Here is an 18,334-nt window from a genome sequence, read left to right as displayed (position 1 = left end):
GCCTATGGGCCCGGTTTGTGTCGGTACGCCCTGCCATCCTGATATCACCACCCAGCAACGAGGAAAGGGGCCCGGTCACCGTGACAAGCAGTGGTGCCATTGCCCGAGTCGTGCTGTGCGAGCGCGGACCGGACGCCAATAATGAAGCGCTGAAGCGGTTCTCACAGGACCTGGCACGTGGCTACATCGGCGACCGCTTGTTGTCGGAAGGTACGCGTGCCACCTACTACCGCCACGTTCGGGGGTTCCTGAACTGGCTGAGCGACAACGCATTCGAGATAGAGGCCGGCCGCATCACCCATCCAGAGGCCTTCGCCGATGACGACGGTCGACGCCGGGCCGTTCGTCAGTACCATGACGCGGAGCTGGTCGAGCACGGGCTCGCCGAGTCGACCGTGAGCGGGATGCTCCGGGCGCTGGACCTGTTCTATTACTGGCTGGGCTTCACCACGCGACTGAGCGTGCCGCGGCCTAAGCCCGAGAAGCGTCCGCTGGACATCCTCGACCGACATCAGTACAGCGCGGTGCTGCGCAGCGCTGCCAGCCGTAGTGAACGCGATATCGCCTTGGCGGCACTGATTCTCGATGTCGGGCCGACCGTCAATCAACTAGTTGCGCTTGTTCCGGCCGACCTGTGCTTGGACCCGATACACAACATCGGCCAGCTCTGCTGCCGACGTTCCGACGGCGAGCCCGTTTGGCGGCCGCTGCGGCCGGGAACGGTCACGGTGCAGCGGCGCTGGCTGCAGCGGCGTAGCCAGCTGCTCGGAGGCCGACAGGTATCGGCGCTGTTCCTGAACCTCAACGACGAACCCACCGCGCTCACCAGCCGTGGCCTTCATTTCGTCGTCCAGGAGATCGGCGCCCAGGAAGGCCTGGTCATCTCACCCCGCACCCTGCGCAATACCGCACGCGAGCGGATACCCGACACCGAGCTGGACTCCGAGATACTGGCCGACCTACAGGGCCTGCAACCGACCACTCCGCCGCCGGCACCCGAACCGGCAGAACAGGTCCGGCGGCGCCACTGGCGCAACCCGCGGACTGCTCCCCCGCCGCCGCTGCAGCTGGACCTCGGTCCCGACCCTCGGTAGCCCGAGCCCGGGCGGCGCGGATGCGGCCACCGACCGGCCTGCCTTTCCCCGCGACACGGATCGACCGAGATCCTCGGCGTCGCCGCGGGGCAATGAACGGTGCGGCACCGTGTAACCGGAAGCGGGCCTCGAATCGCCCGGAATACGCGTGATTTGTTTCGGGTTAATGTGTCCGAAGTTATCGTTTAGTCGACTTAATTTTGCGTGGTCCCGCCCCCATAATGGGTATCCCCAAAATGGGTATATTGGATTTCGCGACCCCATAGTTAACCTCGGAAAGTATTGTTTCAACGCTGACAAGGTGGGGTTGGCATGGTGCACGAAGTGCTCGGCCGAATCGATAATTTGCTGCCCGTGCTGCGTGATCGCGCATGGGAGACCGAGGACAAGGCGAGCGTGTCCGCCGACACGATGGAGCACCTGGCCGATACCGGGCTATTCCGGTTGATGCAGCCGCGGCAGTGGGGTGGCGCGGCCGCCGACCCCACGATCTTCTTCGAGGCGATCCGGCGGATGTCGGGGGCGTGTGGGTCCACCGGCTGGGTGGCGAGCGTGCTGGGCGTGCACCCGTGGCATCTGGCGCAGTTCGATCAGCAAGCTCAGCGCGACGTCTGGGGTGCGGATCCCGGCGCGTTGATCTGCTCGTCCTACGCCCCGATGGGCGTGGCCGCGCGGGTCGAGGGTGGCTACCGCGTCACCGGGAACTGGCGGTATTCCTCGGGCAGCGGCCATGCCGGGTGGGCGATCGTGGGCGCGCCGGTGCCCGAGGACGGTGTGTTCGGGGCCTTCCTGATCCCTCGCGGTGACTATCGCATCGACGAGGTGTGGGACACCTACGGGCTGCGGGGTACCGGCTCCAACACCCTCGTCGTGGAGGAGGTGTTCGTCCCCGAGCATCGTTTCCTCGACTTCGCGATCCTGGACGCGTTCCAGGCACCGGGGCCGCAGGTCAACAGTGAAAAGCTGTACCGCATGCCCTGGGGCACGATCTTCCCCGCCACCATCACCACCCCCGTGATCGGGATGGCCTACGGCGCCTTGAGCAACTACATCGCCTACCAGGGTGAACGCATGCGCGCCGCCTACTTCGGCGAGCCTGCGAAAACCGATCCGTTCATCGCCATTCGCGTCGGCCGGACCTCGAGCGACATCGACGCCTCATGGGAACAGATGTCCGGCAACATCGCCAGGGCCTACGAGCTGGTCTGCGCCGGTCAGGAAGTGCCGATGGCCCTGCGGATGAAGGCCCGCCGCGATCAGGCCCGGGCCGCCGAACGATGTGTCGCCGCCGCCAACTCCCTGATGGAATCGGCCGGCGCCGCAGCCCTCGACAGCGCTCAGCCTCTGCAACGGCTCTACCGCGACATCCGCGCCGCCCGCCACCAGGCGACCAACGAACCCGAACGGCCCCTGGTCATGTACGGCCAGGACCAATTCGGTCTCGACCCGCTCAAGATCATGGTGTAACTACGACGCCACCGAAAACCGAAGCGCTGCAGGGAAATACAGACCGCCGATGAAGACAGGCCCGCAGGCATTCCGGCCTGGGGTCGATCGTCATCGGCGACTGCCCGACCGGTGGAGCGGCTGCCCGGCTGCCGACGAGGTTCGACAAGAGGAGTTCTTCAGCAATGAGTGTCCGTGCCGCAGCAGCCCGGCAGCTCGCCAAATGGGCGCGTATCAACCGCATCATGGCCTCCCCGGAGGCCCTCGACAAGGCGATCAAGGCCGATCGTGAGCGAACCCGCGACGGCGTGACACCGCCGGCGGCGGTGTCACGGCGGTACTCGGTGCGGGTCGAACAGACCTGCGGCCATCAGGTCTATCGGATCGCACCGCTGACCCGAGCACCGACCCGGCGGCTGATCTACCTGCACGGCGGCGGGTGTGTCACCGAAATCCTGCCTGCGCATTGGTACTTCGTCGCTGACCTGGTTCGGCAGCTGAACTGCGAAGCGATCGTGCCCCTCTATCCACTGGCCCCCGAACACCACGCCCTGGACATGAACAGCATGCTGCTGGCCGTGTATCGCGACGAGGTCCAGGGGCGCGGAGCCGGCGGGCTGACGCTGATGGGTGACTCGGGCGGCGGTGGTCTGGCGTTGCTGCTGGCGATGAACGCCCGCGACGACGGCCTGCCGCAACCGGACCGGATCAGCCTGCTGTTCCCCGCGCTGGACGTGTCGTTCACCAATCCGGGGATCGCCGATCTCGCACAATTCGATGTCGTGCTGCAACTGCCGGGTATCCAGCACTCGGGACGGCTGCTCGCGGGCGAGCAGCTGGACGTGAAGGACCCCCGAGTGAGTCCGCTCTACGGCGATCTCACCGATCTGGCCGAGATCTCGGTGTGGACGGGGACCTACGACCTGACACTGCCCGACTCGCTTCTCCTGCGCGAGAAGGCAGAAGCGCAGGGACTACCACTGGATTTCCACCTGTACCCGCGGATGACCCACGGCTGGATCATGGCGCCGCGATGGGCCGTGCCCGAAGCCGGCAGGGCCCGCGATCAGCTGGTCGAGTACCTGAGCACGGAACCCGCGATCAGGCGACGCTGACTGCGCCCGCCGCAACGAACCGGACGGAATATTCCTTATCGGGACATATCGGCTCGCCTGGCGGCTCCTCGCATTAACGTGGAGTCGCACCCGGTCGAGGGTTAGTGGTGGAAACAGGTGGTCTGTCGCACTCGCGACCATTCCGCAAACTCTCGTGCCGTCTGTTCGTGGTGGCGGTGTTCCCCAATTTGGGTATGCCCGAAATGGGTATTCGGGCACTCCCTATTCCACCGTTAATCTCGGGATGGTTATCTTCTCGCCCGCAGCCGAAGGGATGCAATGCAGATCACGCCAGCTCACTCTCCGGAACCGGTGATCGACCCACACGTCCGTGACGAGGTCCGCCGGGTCTTCGGGGGATCGGCGAACTTCGCACGGCTGACCGAAGCCGAGCAGGACGCGGCGATCGACAGCAAGGCTCGAACGCTCACCGGACTGATCCAGAACCGACTGCGTGACGGCAGGCTCGTGGCACCCTGGCTGTCTCCCCACGGAACCGGTCCCGACGCGACGGAGCTCGCTCGCCTCATCGAGAAAGAAACCACTTCGGTGACCCGCGAAGTCCTCGAGGCGGAGCTCTACGCGCACTGGCCGGAGGTACCTGACAATCCCGCGCTTGCGGAGCACGACCGACCCGACCGAGGGTCGTCTGCGCTGTAATCCCAACCGGTCATGACCACGGCCGCTGAGGTGTGTCGATCAGCTGTCGTCGGCCGGGTCCATCGCCTACGTGGCACACCTATGCCTGCGTTGTGCCCGAATCCGCTGTCGCATGCGCGAGTTCGGCTCGTGTGCCGAGTGAATCGCGTGTGCGTAGCCGCGTCGTGGGGCCTGGGCCGTTGTTGTCGCGGGCTCCACGATCCATCCTCCATTCGAAGGGAAATTCTCGTTGTCGATTCTGTTGAGGCCGTCGGTGCTCACCGCGGCCGTTGTGACGCTCGCGGTCATCGGCGGACCGGTCGCCAACGCCGAGCGCGGGCCCGACGGCCGCTACTACGGTTCGATCGTCTACGCCGACAACGGCAGCTGGGCCATGACCGCCAACTACCCGTCCCAGGATCGCGCCGATCGCGACGCGATCAACAAATGCGGAGGCCCACGCAACTGCGCGGTACACGGTCAATGGACCGACGGGTGCGCTGCGCTGGTCATCGGAAACGACGGTCCCTCGTTCAAGGGGATCGGGTACGGATCCACCAGAGAGGAAGCCGAGCAACACGCCTTCGACGCGCTGCACCACGACACCTTCCTCCCACCGGTCGGCAGCGCCGCCGGCATGCACGACGAGGGGCCACCTGGTCGACTCGATGTGCAACGGCTGAACTGACCGGCTCTACGGTCCGCGCCGGAGATCATCAGTGGCGCACCGATCTCCAGCGCGAAAACCGAACCGGTGCCAGTCCACGCGGGCCGGCACCAGCAGGTCAGAGTTTCCGCAACGTCACGGGCAGGGAGTCCTTCGGCAGCGGTGTCGCACTCATATCGAGGGGCATCTCGTAGTCCTGTGGGACCTCCCACTCGAAGCTGCGCAGCAGCTGGTGCAGGACCATCTTGATCTCCAAGTTGGCGAAGTGCTGCCCCATGCACTTGTGCGGCCCGGCCCCGAACGGTGCCCACGCCATGCGGTGGCGCTTGTGTTCGGCCCGTTCATCGCTGAACCGCTCGGGGGCGAAATCCTCTGGGTGTGACCAGATATCGGGGCGGTAGTGGTTGACCAGGGTCGGCACGATCACCATCGATCCCTGGGGGACGAAGTAGCCGCAGATCTCGGTGTCGGCGACAGCGGCGCGCGGCTCGATCTGAATGGGCGTGCACAGGCGGGTGGTTTCCTTGAGGATCCATTCCAGTTCGGTGAGCTCGGCCAGTTCGTCGTAGCCGAGTTCGAACGGCATCGCCAGTGAGCGGGCCCGGGCTCGCTTCTGCCAGTCCGGGTGCTTGGCCAGGTGGTAGACGATGTTGGCCAGCGTGCCGGTGGTGGTGTCGTGGGCGGCGGCCAGCAGGAAGATCATGTGATTGATGACGTCCTGATCGCTGAAGCGCGCCCCGTCCTCGTCGACGGTGTGGCACAGCGTCGACAGCAGATCCGGTCCTTGGTCCTTGCGCGCCGCGTGGATCCGCTCGGACAGGAAGGTCTCCAGCATCCGGCGGCCGCGCAGCCCCCGCCACCACCGGTTGCCGGGAATCGGGAAGCGCACCATCGCTCCGCCCGCGTGCAGGGTCTCGATGATGACCTTGCTGATCCGGGCGGCTTCGGGCTGGGGCAGCCGCGCGCCCAGGAACACCTCCATCGCGACGTCGAGGGTCAGCTGCTCGAGCTGTCGGTGCATCAGCACCGGATTGCCCTTGGCCACATCGCCTTCCGGGAGCTCGCTGATGTGACGGTCGACGATGGTGTGCAATGTCGTCAGATACGACGTGAGTGCCGTGCGGCCGAAGGCCTGGTGCATGATCGCGCGGTGACTGCGATGCTCGTCGAAATCCAGCATCAGCAGACCGCGCTCGAAGAACGGCCCGTTCAAGGGCGCCCAGGCCGGCCCGTTGGCGAATACCCGGTCCTTGTTCATCAGCACGCGTTGTGCCGCGTCGGGACCGTTGGCAACGATCCACTTGCCGCCGAACATGTTGATCACATACACCGGGCCGAACGCGGCCTCGTCCTGGCGCGCCGCCTTGACCGGGTCACGGCGCTGCCGCAGAAGTTGCGAGATTGAGTTCGTCGCGGGCCCGCTGATCCGCTTCAGCTCGCTCCCGGGCGGCGGGGCGGCGACGAATTGTGTTCTGGGCAAAGCAAACCCCTCCTGCGTAACAAACGACAATGCCGAAAGTTACCGGCGCCGCCAGGGCGACTCAACCCGAATGCGCAGAGAGCTGTACCGAATCGGGCGACATCAGATCACCTATCACACAGGAGGTTTCGCGACATTCCCCATTTCGTACATCCCCAAAATGGGGATGTACGAAATGGGTATCGCAGCGTTCGTCGATCGTGGCCGATGTGTGGCTATCGCAGGTTCGATACAAGATCCGCGGCGATCGCCTTCACCGCGGCGTCGGGGCTTCTGCCGTTGGAATAGCTGGTGTAGGTGATGGAAGCGACCGCGTTGCCGGATCGGAGCACGATCTGACCGTCCGTACGCTCGGCGCTCGACTTCGAGGTGCCGCTGATCATCACGGCCTCCTGCACCTGTGGCCCGAGCTCGGAGGGATCGACCGCCGACGAGGTCGGGTTGGTCAGGCGCTGGCTGTAGTCGTCAAGCACCGAGGTCTTGGTCCGGTCGTAAATAGCGGGGGCCGTCGTGGCCAGGCGCAAGACGACCTCGATCTTCGTCGGAGAGGTCAGCGAATCGACAGTCCAACTCGGCGTGTGGGTCAGGTCGCTGGCGTTGGCGGTCATCCGGCACACCGACAGCGAGACCTGCAGCACCCGGACCGCTGCCCAGCAGGGACACCGACTGGGCCTATGAGGTGAAGTATGACGGCATCAGGGCCGGCGCATATGTCACCGACACCTTGACACTGGTCTCTCGCAACGGCAACGACATCACCGCTGCCTGGCCCGAGCTATCGGGCCTTTCGCCGGCGGACCCGCCGTACGTGGTCGACGGGGAGATCGTCGCCTTCGTCGACGGGCGACCCGATTTCGGCGCGCTCGGGCCGCGAATGCATCAGCGTAACCCGCGCACGATCGCCGCCCTGGCCGCGAAGACTCCGGCCATCTTCGTCATCTTCGACCTGCTGCACATCGGAGAGCGGCCCCTGATCGATCTCACCTACCGGCAGCGGAGGGAACTGCTCGAGCAGATCGGGCTTCAGGGCCCGCACTGGCAGATCTCACCCCGCCTGTCCGGCAGCGGCAAGCACCTTCTCGCGCAGTCACGACGATTGAACTTGGAGGGCTTGGTCGCCAAGCACCTCGACGGCCGCTACCTGCCCGGACGCCGCAGCCCGCTCTGGACGAAGATCAAGAACGTGGCCACGGCCGACGTGGTCGTCGTCGGCTGGCAACCCGGCTCTGGCTCCCGAAACGGCCAGATAGGGTCGCTGCTCGTCGCGGTTCCGGATACCGTCGGCAATCTGGTGTGGGTCGGCAATGTCGGTACCGGGTTCACACGGCACGTGCGTGTCAACCTGCAGCAGAGATTGGCTGCACTACACCGCGATACGCCTCCGGTCATCAATGCCGCTGCCGCCGTCGGTGTCTCGTGGGTGGACGCCGTCCTCGTCGGGGAGGTCGCCTTCACCGAATGGACCCGCGAAAGCGTCCTGCGTCATCCGGCCTGGCGCGGCCTGCGCGACATCGATCCCGACCAGGTCCCACCCCGCCCGGCCTGAATGAGGCGGGCTTGCAGTTCGTTTCCATCCCGATCACGGACCGCGGCGTCCCCGACCAGGCGAGCGTGCTGCCAACCCTTCAGCATCTCGCTGCAGAACTGGATAACGGGGCACACGTCCTCACCCACCGCCGATTTGGCATCGGCCGCGCATCCCTGCTGGTCGCCACGCTCCTCGTCATCAACGGCACCGACCCCGACACGGCATGTAACCGCCTCGAACAAGCCCGCGGGCTGACCGTCCCCGACACACCCGAGCAACGCGAATGGACCAACAATCTGCCCCGACGGCCCCTGTCCTAACTACCAGCCGCAGAACCCACTACCGGCGTCAAATCCCGCCACCCCCTTGGAATCACTCATCTAGAGCTACTTTTCGCACGGGTATCCCTCAACCCCCTAACGGTGGGATCAATGACCCATCACATGCCTTGCGGGGTTGGGTTGGGGCAGCGGGATGTGCCGTTTGTGGAGGTGGTGCGCGTGGCCGCCCTGTTCGGGGGTCAGCAGCCTACGCGTTCGAGTTCGCGGAGGATGACGTCGACCGCGGCCGTGAGGTTTTCGAGGGTATCGAGCAGGGTGAACCCCATCTGCTGCGACGGAATGTGCATCTCCTCGGCGAATCCGAACTCGACCTGCGCATGCACCTTATGCAGGCGGGAGATGGGCCCTCGCTGTGCAGGCCGGCGGGCGGTGACGCGGGCCAGGACTGCGTCGTCGGTCATCTCGCAGACCAGTGGGGTGACCGCGACGACCTTGGCCTTGGTGTCCACGACACGGAACGTGCGATGGTTGTAGGTGATGACCCGGAGTTCGCGGTGCTTGTCGCCGTTGACCAGCTCGTTGAGGACGGCCAGCGGGTTGGTCGAGCCGCCGATCTTGATCGGCTGGCGCTTCTCGATCACGGCGAACATCCGGGGGTCGACCAGCGGTGCGAGGGTGACTGGCGGCCCGAACTTCGGGTGGTCCCACGTCTCGACCTTCTCGACGATCGGGAAATACAGCGCCTTCCGCTGCTTGTCGGTGAGCTGGTTGCGGCTCTCTGCGTGCCCGTACACCGAATGATCCAGTGCCGCACGCAGGTTCGTGAGAACGTCGCCGACCAGCAGCGGCTATTCCTCGGGGATCGGCTCGCGGACGCGCACGGTGTAGACGACGTCGACTAGTGCCTCGGAGAACGGGTTGTCCGCGGCGATCTGGTCGAAGGTGTGCGGGTCGCTCGCACGATATTTCTCGACGTTGGCGGTCAGCTCGTCCAGGCGGCGGCGCGCATGGTTGAACTTCGCGAAGGCAGATTTCACCCGCAAGGTTAGCCAGTTATTCACCCTGTCGGCCAACAGGTTTCGTGGGCCATCGGTGAACAGCAGGAAGGCCGGGAACCGTGGTGGTTCCCGGCCTTCGAGGCTGCGAGGAGCGTTAGGGGGCGACGATGTCCTCACCGTCCGCGAGGTGGATCACGATGACCGGGTTCTCGTCGAGACGGGCGCGGACAGCGGGCAGGACGAGGCCGTCGTCGGCGACGTCGATCCGGTGGGTGTCGAGACTACTGGCCACGGTGACCGCGACCGCGTCGGCGGCGGCGTAGCCGGTGAGGCCGAACCATCCGACGTTGCTGGCGGTAGTCCCGAACCGCTTGGCCTGCTTGGCGTCCAGCGGGTAGCCGCGCCGGGTGGTGGCGGGGGGGTGTGACGACAGGGCGACCCGCCGATGATGCTGGGCGCCACCCACTGGCCGGTGTCGTCGTGTTCGACGAACACGATGCACCGCCCGTCGTCGACGTCTACCAGCACCGCGACCGTGTCGCCGCGCTCAGCGACGGCGACCAGGCGGGCCGCCCTGTCGCCCCCGGAGACAGCGCTGAGCGCGACATCGATGGCCGGGTGCGACAGGGTGGTCATAGGGTTAGATCCTTTCCGCCAGGATGGCTATCAGCATTCCAGTTCGTCCCACCCGGCTCGTCCACGGGTTCGGCTGGCTCGTCCTCCGGTCCCGCCATGCTCGACTCCGGCAGCTCGGCACTCGACGGCGGCACCATGCCGTCGTCAACATTCACGGGCTCGCACCAATGTGCTGCAGCTGCGCGCTGTCATGCATTCGGGAAGCACCCCGGATACCACTCCTGTTCCTGCTTGATCGCGCCCGGCGTGATGTGGTCACCGTCGAATTTCACCGAAGAATTTTCGCAATTCGCTCCACGCTTGCCGCTCGGGTTGCCCGGCACGGTCGAGGCGCACCAGCCCCACTTGGTGTCGTAGCGGCCTCCGATCGCGGTGCACGCCGCAAGCCGATGCTGTTCGAACAACTGGTCCGCCTGCGCCTTACTTGTCGCGGCGGCGGCTGAAGAGATTGCCGCTGATGTGGCCGCCGCGGAGGCGGACACATCGGAGTCGACGGCGTTGTCGCACTTGTGGATCGCTGCGTCGGCGATCGCGCGTGCCTGCGGTGGCGTAACGCCCACGGCATCAGCGAAGTTCTGGTCATACCACGGGTCTCCGCTGTTGTCGCCGGTCGCCAGGTAGTGCAGGAGCTGCTGGCCGAAGTCGCACTCTTTGTGACGGGCCGCGACCAGACCGTTCGTGGGTCCGGCAGAGTTAGGAGACGCCGGCAAGGTGGATACCGGCGCTCCCGGGCAGGCGAAGATCGGGGTGCCCGGTCCACATGCCGGTGCACTGTCAGAGCTGTGATGCGAGCATCCGATGATTGCCGCGGCAGCCACGAATACGGTGCCGACCAGCATCGCGACACGCAGATTCATTGAGTACCCGATCTTTCGATAGGTCGATGCCTGCTCTGGGCCGTGGCTCAGCCTAGCTAGGTCGCCCTCAGTCATAGCGAAACCGCTTGACGTGGCTTTTCTCGAAAGTGGACCCCACACCCCGAGTCAGGGGTGTGCCGCCGGTGACGCGGGGGGTGCCTTCCCTGTGCTGTGCCGCGTGCAGCACGCCGCACCGTGTCGGGCCGTTCCCGGCGGGCTCAAAGTTCCGCCGGTGCCAACGAGTTTCGCGTACCCGGCTCGGGCGGGCATTTCCGGAACGGCGGTAGGCACCAAGGTCGCTGGCCTGGCACGACTGATCGGTCTGTGTTGGCAGGACTGCGGCCGCGCCGACCGCGACCACCCGCAGAGTGCCCCAGGAGATATGCCCTGATCAGGGCTGTCGCGATTGCTGGGCGAGCTGCTCGTTGCGCTTCTGGTTGCGTTCGTCGATCTCGAGTCCCGCGACCGCCGGACCGAGTGCACCACCGAGGGTTACGACACCACCGGCGATGTACCAGATGATCCCGCCGAGGCCGCCCTGAGCTTCCTTGTCGGTGTAGGAGGCCGCGTGATTCCCCTGAACGCAGTGATCGCTGCGGTTCATCGCGATTCCCGCGCATGTCGGAGCTTGGTGGCTGCTTGCGTATCCGAGGCCGATTATTCCCGCGCCGGCAGCCATTACGGCGAGCCCGCCGAATAGCCACGGCCCAACCTTTGTGTCGGACATCCTCTCCCCCTTTGTCATTCACGAGATCAGTCCTGGTGATGCACCCGGCTGAGCCGCCATCATGCCACGGCCGTACACCATGCCTGTCTCCGTCGGCACGTCCGTGGCTTCCGGGCCAACTCCGAAATCCCAGCCGCCCGTACTTCGGCGGCCCCGTCCGGTCCGGGCACCGAGCGCCTCGATCACCTCCTTCTGACCATGTCACCGCATGGTGAGGACTCGATCCGTTGTGAGGAGTGCTCTCGAAGCGTCGCGCAGGCCATCCGGCGAACAGCGCAACTGCGCCGGTCCTCGTTCTGCGAGAAGCGAGTTCTCCCAAAAGATCCGGTGAAGCCCTCGAATGAGCTACCTGCCGCCTCGCAGGTTACGGTATCGTAGGTTCGGTGGCGCTGCGGCGAAGGTTGGCCGCACCGCTGTACTCGGAATCGCGCTGGACGTCGGTAGCGACAGCGAAGGTCAGGTCTCGGGCTGTCTCCCAGCTCGACCGCGTCGGTTCAACGACTCCGCCCTGCGGGTGAATCTCGGATGCGCCTCCCCGGCGGTGCCGAACGTCTCAGAACGACTGCTGACCAACGCATTTCGTCGACCCATCCAGATCCGCGGCTGTCGACCATATCGACAACGCGGCAGCGGCACCTGAGGACGAGCCATGAAGCGATTCGTCACGATCGGCATCCTGTTCGGCATCTGGGCCGTTGCCCCACTCGCCTCGGCCACTACGGCAGCGGCCGGCAATCTGCCATGCTGCTCCGCCCCGTCCGGTTTCGACCCCTACGAAACCCCGACCGCGCAGCGCCCACTCGACTCGACCCAGATGCGCTCCCAATTCGGCGGCTCCCCCTCCACTGCGATACCGCCGATGCCGCAGGGTCAGCCCGGGCTGGCCGTCACCGGCTGAAACCTTGGCCGCGATACCCGATGCGCCTCAGGAATCATCCGCCGTGGCGCGATACCTGGTCGCCGCGAGGCCGCTGACCTGACCCGGGCTCACGCTCGCCCGACATCCCCGAACACGATCACCCCACGCGCTCAAGGAGTTCCGATGACATCCCTCCGCCCCGACAGCAGCCAGCCCGCACGCCGAATCCCACGGACCGCATCGGGTGCACCGACTACGCGTCTGCTGGCCGCGGCCATCCTCTGTTGCGGCATGCTCGCTGCCACGGTGGTCGACATGGGTACTGCGGCGGCCTACCCGATTCTGTGCTCATGGGGCCCCGGCGTGCAGACCGACTGCTCGGACTTGTTCACACCGACACCGCCGGAACCGGGAATCAGCCCGGTCTATCCCCAATTCCAAACCGCGCCTTCCCAGATCGAGCTGCCACGAGCCCAGCCGGATCCCGACGCAGCACCATAGGCATACGCGCGTGAACGCTTCGTGCCCCGGCTATGGGAGCACGAAAGTCAGCTGGACGCCGGTAGCGACAGCGAATCAAAGCAAGACGCCAAAACCCTTGGGCTGTCTTGCCGATGAGCGAAATCCATCGCTTTAGACCTTGTCGCAGCGGGATTCGGCGATCAGCGCGGTCCCGCGTGTTCCAGTGGACCAAACAATGAGAAATATTCTTGCCCTCGCAATGATCACTGTCCCGATCGCCCTCGGATTTGGTGCGGGAATCTCCCACGCAGACTCGGATACGTCGTGCCCCGACGGCGCGTGCTCGACGCCCTTGACCACGATTCAACATCCAACCTTCGAGAGCCCGGATATCCAGAGTCCGGACGAGCAGTCCGAAGCAATTCACCGGGAATGGCATATCGAGCAGCGGAGATTCCTGCAAGGGCTCAATCAGTAGCCAGCCCTCGCACCCGATGTTCGTCACCGTCGGTGCCGGCCGACATCGTCACATATGCCAGATGGTGATTGTTCATTCGAGGCCGAATGCCTTGCTCCATGCCGGAAGTCACGCTGGAGGAAAACGATGTCTAATCCCCCGGTCGTCGATGAAATGGGTGGATGAGCAGGGCAGGCCATCGGGGCGGGTGATCGCTGCGTGCACGCCAGGCAGGGCGGTTTCGAATACGCCAACGACGCCGCGAAGGAAAGTCCTCGCAACGTCTCGCGGCCGTCCTCACCGGTATGTTCGGCGGGGTCCTGGTCCTCGGCGGCGGGCTCGGCATTGGCAGTGCCTTCCGATACCGCCGCCGATTCCCCTATAGGTCCAAGCATCGAAGGTTGATCATGCCCGGGGGCTGACGATCGGCGTCGCGGGTACCGGCTTTACGGCACACGGGCATCGCGGGGTCGTCGATGAAGGCGGCGCTACCGATTGGTGCAACACTCGGCGCGTGCGCGAACGGGAAGTCGGCCAGCGGTACGAGCCTTCGATCACGCAGACTGCGGCGGCGGCCTCGAACGCCAGGCCGGCGCCCCGGGCGTCGCAGCGCATCAGGTAACCCAGTTCCAGTTCCTGGCTGTCATCGGTGACGTGGCCGGGCCAGTCGACAGGGCGCCGTTTGAGTTCGAACGTTCCGAGGAGGTCGTCGGTGGCCTTGTCGGCGATGATGAAGGTCCCGGGAGTAGCGGTCGCGTTGGCTGCGCCGCCGATCCCGTCGAGGAATTGCTCGACACCCTCCCGCGGAAGCGGGCCGCCGATGTAGGCGGTGACCTCCGGGTCGGTTCGGAGTTCGATGAGCCCTTCCCGATCAGGGTCGCGCAGCAGGACCCGCTCCGCTGCGATCTGGGTGGCAGATAGCATCGGCAACTGGTTCATACGACCCTCCCTTTCTGGACAACGATCCATCAGATCATGGAACCGCCTCAGGGCGATTCGCCAAACCCGCGGTGCAACACGGAAATTCAGCGGACCCCTGATCGATCTCCGTGCGTCCAAGCTTGCGTGAACTTCGACGAGGACGAGCGCCAGGCGCTGCTTGACGAGGGTGTCGATCCGGATGACCCGGAAGTGCAGGCAGCCCAGCAGCGGATCTCTGATCTGCTGCGCTGCTATGGAATGTGGCTGCGCAACTGGGATTTTGACTAGCCTGGCTCCGTTGTGAATCCGGACGTAGTTTATCGGCGAGCAATGACGCCGCTTGGCGGAGCCGAGATCGGCTGGTATCCGCGAAGGTGACGTCACAGGCCTTCGCGGCGCACTTGCCGAACGCTCTATGCCGAGAACCGCGCTGTCCGGCTCGGCCAACAGCCCGCCGGGTATCGTCGAGCCCAGGACAAGAGGGGCGGTTATGTCGTTGGTGGGGTTGATCTTTGGCCTCGCACTCTTCGCCGCTGCGCTTGACCGCGTAGGCGTGTGGGCCGAGGCGCGGGGCTGGATTAACTGGCGACGCAGATCAGGTTCCAGTGCTGCTGCCGGACTTCTCGGAGACATGCAGACGCTGTCGCTCCTTCGAGCCAGCACACGCAGCAGGAACTTCGCAGCCGCCAGATACGTGGTGAACAGCTCCAAACCGTGGATGACCCGCTTGGAATGGACCTTGCACAGGGCGTCGTACGCCTGCGGGCCGCGAACGTGGGACGAGCCAGTCGCACCCGTAGTCGGCGCGACCACCGCACTTGCCAGCGGAACGCGACTGAGTACATCCGCGCTTGCTGCTACCCGCGCGGCGTGAGTCGTTCACCGGTGCCCTGACAGTGGTCGGAACGAGCCCCGGAGGCCGAACGGTCAGGAGCCGATGTCTGCGGGTTCTCGGCTCCCCCGCGATTCGCGCCGGCTAGTTCTTGGCGCGCTGGTAAGCGTCGACGATCTCGGCCGGGATACGGCCGCGCGAGGAAACCTGGTGCCCCTGAGCGCGCGCCCAATCACGGATCGCGGTGCTCTCCTGCCGGTCTACCGCCAGACGGGCGCGCCCGCCAACGGCCACCTTGGCGCGCTTGGAACGACCCAGCTTGCGGGCCTTATCGCTCCACGGTTCCAGGGCCTCCCGCAGCGTGGCGGCGTTCTTGTTCGACAGGTCGATCTCGAAGTCGTTGCCGTCGATCGAGAAGAAGACGGTCTCGTCGGCCGTCGATACGCCGTCGTAGTCGTCTACCAGAGTTACGGTGACCTTCTTGGCCATGGATTTCCTTCCGCGTATGACGTGCCCGGGGCAGCGGGCGGGCGCCCGCGTTCCATCCCCGATCTCAGCGACATTACAGCGCGGAAATGATTTGGCACCCCTCCTTTCCTGGGCGCGGCGTCCAAGACCATCGCGCGTTCGCGGGAGATATCACTGAATCTGCCTGTTCGGGCCCATCCAGAATCCCAGCAGCTGGAGCGCCGCCGCTGTTGACCCCGAACCCGATGACCCGTGGTGGAAGACGCCCGTCGAGTACCCGGTGCCGAACCCCTTCCAGGGCTTGGCGTCGTGATCGCCTGCTCAGGCGATTGATTCGGTATCGGCCACGTCCTGATCGCACGACTGCGCGAACTGCTCACCGACCGCAGCCGGCCAGAGTGCCGGACCCGAAACCTCGCAGCCGGACGGCCCAACCGGGGTATTGCCGGCCAAGCCCGGTCCGCGAGCGTGGCGAACGGCAACGGCGGCGAATCCGACGAGAAATAGCAACCGTGACAACCGTTTTAGTGACACCGTGCGCCCGAAGCATCACCTGCGGCCGCTCGGCCATGGAAGAGACGGGGATTCATTCCTAACTCGTCGACTCGAAATGTCGTGGCGACCAATGCAATTCATAGCTCACAACGTCATCGAAGCGCGCGCTAGTGATCAGCGACGTGCCCATACCGGAGAACTGCCAATGAGAAGAGCACTCGCTGTCACCGCCCTCGCCGTCCCACTTGCCTGTGGACTGGGTACAGGACTCGCACACGCAGACATCGGGCCCTGTGACTCCACCTGGGGCGGGGGCTGTTGGCACCGAGATCCCAATAACCCTTCCCTCCTCGGTCCAGGCGAGACCTCGAACCAGTTCAACTGGGCCCCCACGCTGCTCCACTCGCACCCGACGACCCCTCGCTGAATGCCCCCTACGAACTCCCCCGTGCCGAACCCCCTCGGTGGCTTCACAGCCTGACGTGGCTCAGGGCATCAGGCCGCGGGCACAGGCGTGGATGGCTTGCCGGGAGATGCATGGTCGGATGCGGCACACGGGCTTCGCGCGGGATCCGGCACAACCGCCGCCAGGTGATCGAATCAGCCACCTCACGGCACATCGTCTCGTATCCGAACTGGTAGCGGTGCTTTAGATACAGCATCCGCAACAGCGTGTCGACCGGCACCGACGCCCCGCCCCAGCCGAGCGTCGGACATCCCACGCCACGGCGCGATGAACCGTTCGTCGTCGAGGTAAGCGTCGATACGAGCCAGCTCATCGGGAAGCCGGACCATCTCCGGCGCCAGCACCGCATCCCACAACGAGATCTGCTGATCGGCGACCCGCAACATCGACCGGCCCTACCTCCACGAGAACGACACCGATACCATTCTCCAGCGAAACACCAACTGCCGCAGACAATTACAGCAATCAGCCACCAGCTACTCGCCATCCTTTTTCAGGGGCAAGTAGCTAGGTCCAGCCCCGATCGTCATGGCCAGTGATCTCGGTGGAACCACCATAGGAGCCACATCGGCACGAGGGGTCGAGGTTGGTTGGCCCTTGACCCGTTCACGGCCGGATCAGAGTTGGGGACAATCGAGATGCCGGGTCGTCGCCGGACTGTTGCAGGCAGTCCGGCGACGAGTGCGGGCCCGGGCGAAGGGGTCCGGGCCCGCGTCCCGCCCGGTCCCGGCGCTCACGCATGCAGCGCCGGAACCGAAACCTGTTGGACAAAAGCAGATTCGAGCGTGCGGTCAGTAGGTGTAGAACCCGCGTCCGGTCTTGCGGCCCAGGAACCCGGCATCGACCAAGCGCCGCAACAGAAGCGGAGGAACATACTGCGGTTCGCGGAACTCGGCGTACAAAGACTCCGCGATGGCGAGTGTCACGTCCAGACCGATCGTGTCGGCCAGACGCAACGGGCCCATCGGGTGCACGCAACCGGCGACCATGCCCTCGTCGATATCCGCGACGCTGGCGAACCCGGACTCGACCATCCGAACCGCCGCACACAGATACGGGATTAACAGGGCGTTGACAACGAACCCGGCCCGGTCCTTGGACTCGATAGTGCGCTTACCCAGCACATCTCGGGCGTACGCGGTGACCTTGTCGAGGACCGCACGATCGGCCTTGAGAGTGGCGACGATCTCGACCAGCGGCAGCACCGGTACGGGGTTGAAGAAATGCACGCCGACCACGCGCCCCGGATTGGCAGTGGCACCCGCCAGCCGGATCACCGGGATCGAGGAAGTGTTGGTGGCCAGGATCGCCTCCGGCGCCACGATGGCGTCGAGCTTGGTGAAGAACTCGGTCTTGAGCGCTTCGATCTCCGGGGCGGCCTCGATCACCAGCTCACGGTCGGCGAGATCGTCGATGTCGGTGGTGAGAACGATCCGTTCCGCAGCAGCGTCGGCGATGTCGCGGGCGAGTTTGCCAGCCTCGACCGCGCGCGTCAGCGATCGTGCGATCCGTGCGCGCGCAGCGTAGGCGGCGTCGGTGTCACGCTCGAGGACGAGGACATCGCCACCTGCGCGGGCGGCGACCTCGGCAATACCGGCACCCATGGTGCCACCACCGATCACACCGATACGGTGCATGACAACTCTCTCCTCAACTTCGGTTGAAACGCTCTGGCTCTGAAAGGGATTGGTGGTTAGTTGACGTGGATGATGAGGGCGTCGCCCTGGCCGCCGCCACCGCAAAGCGCGGCCGCGCCGACACCGCCGCCGCGGCGCTGCAGCTCGAGCGCCAGGTGCAGGACGATACGGGCACCGGACATGCCGAGCGGGTGGCCGATGGAGATGGCGCCGCCATTGACATTGACCTTCTCCGGGTCGATGCCGAGCTTGCGGGCCGAGGCGATGCC

The 18,334-nt window shown here is 65.3% G+C and carries 20 protein-coding genes and 2 pseudogenes; 10 read left to right on the top strand and 12 right to left on the bottom strand.

Annotation, left to right across the window (positions count from 1 at the left end; translation table 11 throughout):
* Window positions 1-80: 80 nt before the first annotated feature.
* From ACFXN1_RS45215 to ACFXN1_RS45195, 5 genes are all read left to right on the top strand, one after another.
* Complete coding sequence (locus ACFXN1_RS45215) at window positions 81-1,094, top strand: hypothetical protein (protein WP_379444693.1); 1,014 nt, start codon at window positions 81-83, stop codon at window positions 1,092-1,094.
* A 312-nt stretch (window positions 1,095-1,406) separates the two neighbouring features.
* Complete coding sequence (gene hsaA, locus ACFXN1_RS45210; protein WP_379444691.1) at window positions 1,407-2,561, top strand: 3-hydroxy-9,10-secoandrosta-1,3,5(10)-triene-9,17-dione monooxygenase oxygenase subunit; 1,155 nt, start codon at window positions 1,407-1,409, stop codon at window positions 2,559-2,561.
* Window positions 2,562-2,725: 164 nt separating this feature from the next.
* A complete protein-coding gene (locus ACFXN1_RS45205) occupies window positions 2,726-3,655 on the top strand; it encodes an alpha/beta hydrolase fold domain-containing protein (RefSeq protein ID WP_379444690.1) in 930 nt (309 codons plus the stop codon).
* 312 nt (window positions 3,656-3,967) lie between these two features.
* On the top strand, window positions 3,968-4,315 hold the full coding sequence (locus ACFXN1_RS45200; protein ID WP_379444689.1) for a hypothetical protein: 348 nt from the start codon (window positions 3,968-3,970) through the stop codon (window positions 4,313-4,315).
* 229 nt (window positions 4,316-4,544) lie between these two features.
* Window positions 4,545-4,982, top strand: coding sequence for a DUF4189 domain-containing protein (locus tag ACFXN1_RS45195; protein WP_379444688.1), 438 nt, complete (start codon window positions 4,545-4,547; stop codon window positions 4,980-4,982).
* Between the two features lie 97 nt (window positions 4,983-5,079).
* On the opposite strand, the gene ACFXN1_RS45190 is transcribed toward ACFXN1_RS45195, so the two are convergent.
* Window positions 5,080-6,441 (bottom strand): cytochrome P450, encoded by a 1,362-nt coding sequence (locus ACFXN1_RS45190; RefSeq protein WP_379444687.1) that lies wholly within the window; start codon window positions 6,439-6,441, stop codon window positions 5,080-5,082.
* Window positions 6,442-6,656: 215 nt separating this feature from the next.
* On the bottom strand, window positions 6,657-7,049 hold the full coding sequence (locus ACFXN1_RS45185; RefSeq protein ID WP_379444686.1) for a hypothetical protein: 393 nt from the start codon (window positions 7,047-7,049) through the stop codon (window positions 6,657-6,659).
* 38 nt (window positions 7,050-7,087) lie between these two features.
* On the opposite strand from ACFXN1_RS45185, the gene ligD reads away from it, so the two are divergent.
* Together ligD and ACFXN1_RS45175 are read left to right on the top strand one after the other, a co-directional pair.
* Window positions 7,088-7,987: a non-homologous end-joining DNA ligase gene (gene ligD, locus ACFXN1_RS45180; protein WP_379444701.1), complete on the top strand. Its 900-nt coding sequence runs from the start codon at window positions 7,088-7,090 to the stop codon at window positions 7,985-7,987.
* A gap of 11 nt (window positions 7,988-7,998) precedes the next feature.
* Complete coding sequence (locus tag ACFXN1_RS45175; RefSeq protein ID WP_379444684.1) at window positions 7,999-8,289, top strand: hypothetical protein; 291 nt, start codon at window positions 7,999-8,001, stop codon at window positions 8,287-8,289.
* Between the two features lie 200 nt (window positions 8,290-8,489).
* On the opposite strand, the gene ACFXN1_RS45170 is transcribed toward ACFXN1_RS45175, so the two are convergent.
* The 5 genes from ACFXN1_RS45170 to ACFXN1_RS45150 all read right to left on the bottom strand — a co-directional run bounded on the left by ACFXN1_RS45170 (window position 8,490) and on the right by ACFXN1_RS45150 (window position 11,345).
* On the bottom strand, window positions 8,490-9,044 hold the full coding sequence (locus ACFXN1_RS45170; protein WP_379444683.1) for a hypothetical protein: 555 nt from the start codon (window positions 9,042-9,044) through the stop codon (window positions 8,490-8,492).
* A 54-nt stretch (window positions 9,045-9,098) separates the two neighbouring features.
* Complete coding sequence (locus ACFXN1_RS45165; protein ID WP_379444682.1) at window positions 9,099-9,287, bottom strand: hypothetical protein; 189 nt, start codon at window positions 9,285-9,287, stop codon at window positions 9,099-9,101.
* A 115-nt stretch (window positions 9,288-9,402) separates the two neighbouring features.
* Window positions 9,403-9,714, bottom strand: a complete 312-nt coding sequence (locus ACFXN1_RS45160; RefSeq protein ID WP_379444680.1) for a hypothetical protein — start codon at window positions 9,712-9,714, stop codon at window positions 9,403-9,405.
* Between the two features lie 358 nt (window positions 9,715-10,072).
* Window positions 10,073-10,816, bottom strand: a complete 744-nt coding sequence (locus ACFXN1_RS45155; RefSeq protein ID WP_379444679.1) for a hypothetical protein — start codon at window positions 10,814-10,816, stop codon at window positions 10,073-10,075.
* A gap of 316 nt (window positions 10,817-11,132) precedes the next feature.
* A complete protein-coding gene (locus ACFXN1_RS45150; protein ID WP_379444678.1) occupies window positions 11,133-11,345 on the bottom strand; it encodes a hypothetical protein in 213 nt (70 codons plus the stop codon).
* Window positions 11,346-12,117: 772 nt separating this feature from the next.
* Here ACFXN1_RS45150 and ACFXN1_RS45145 point away from each other — a divergent pair.
* On the top strand, window positions 12,118-12,366 hold the full coding sequence (locus ACFXN1_RS45145) for a hypothetical protein (protein WP_379444676.1): 249 nt from the start codon (window positions 12,118-12,120) through the stop codon (window positions 12,364-12,366).
* A gap of 144 nt (window positions 12,367-12,510) precedes the next feature.
* The gene (locus ACFXN1_RS45140) at window positions 12,511-12,828 is read left to right on the top strand and encodes a hypothetical protein (RefSeq protein ID WP_379444675.1); all 318 of its coding nucleotides are present in this window, start codon (window positions 12,511-12,513) and stop codon (window positions 12,826-12,828) included.
* Between the two features lie 823 nt (window positions 12,829-13,651).
* Here ACFXN1_RS45140 and ACFXN1_RS45135 read toward each other — a convergent pair.
* Window positions 13,652-14,185, bottom strand: coding sequence for a GNAT family N-acetyltransferase (locus tag ACFXN1_RS45135; protein ID WP_379444674.1), 534 nt, complete (start codon window positions 14,183-14,185; stop codon window positions 13,652-13,654).
* 126 nt (window positions 14,186-14,311) lie between these two features.
* Between ACFXN1_RS45135 and ACFXN1_RS45130 the strand changes: the two genes are divergently transcribed.
* A complete protein-coding gene (locus ACFXN1_RS45130) occupies window positions 14,312-14,455 on the top strand; it encodes a hypothetical protein (protein ID WP_379444672.1) in 144 nt (47 codons plus the stop codon).
* Between the two features lie 688 nt (window positions 14,456-15,143).
* Here the strand turns inward: ACFXN1_RS45130 and ACFXN1_RS45125 are convergent.
* The 4 genes and pseudogenes from ACFXN1_RS45125 to ACFXN1_RS45110 form a co-directional block, all read right to left on the bottom strand.
* Complete coding sequence (locus ACFXN1_RS45125; protein ID WP_379444671.1) at window positions 15,144-15,488, bottom strand: Lsr2 family protein; 345 nt, start codon at window positions 15,486-15,488, stop codon at window positions 15,144-15,146.
* A gap of 1,013 nt (window positions 15,489-16,501) precedes the next feature.
* Window positions 16,502-16,814 (bottom strand): annotated as a pseudogene (locus ACFXN1_RS45120) (transposase); the annotation flags it as partial.
* 405 nt (window positions 16,815-17,219) lie between these two features.
* Entirely contained in the window at window positions 17,220-18,065 is an 846-nt protein-coding gene (locus ACFXN1_RS45115; protein ID WP_379446773.1) for a 3-hydroxybutyryl-CoA dehydrogenase, read from the bottom strand.
* 56 nt (window positions 18,066-18,121) lie between these two features.
* Window positions 18,122-18,334, bottom strand: a pseudogene (locus ACFXN1_RS45110) (acetyl-CoA C-acyltransferase); the annotation flags it as partial.

The organism is Nocardia sp. NPDC059154, assembly GCF_042755705.1.
Lineage (GTDB): Bacteria > Actinomycetota > Actinomycetes > Mycobacteriales > Mycobacteriaceae > Nocardia.
The sequence above is the reverse complement of the archived record's forward strand: the minus strand, read 5'-3'. Positions and strand labels throughout refer to the sequence as shown.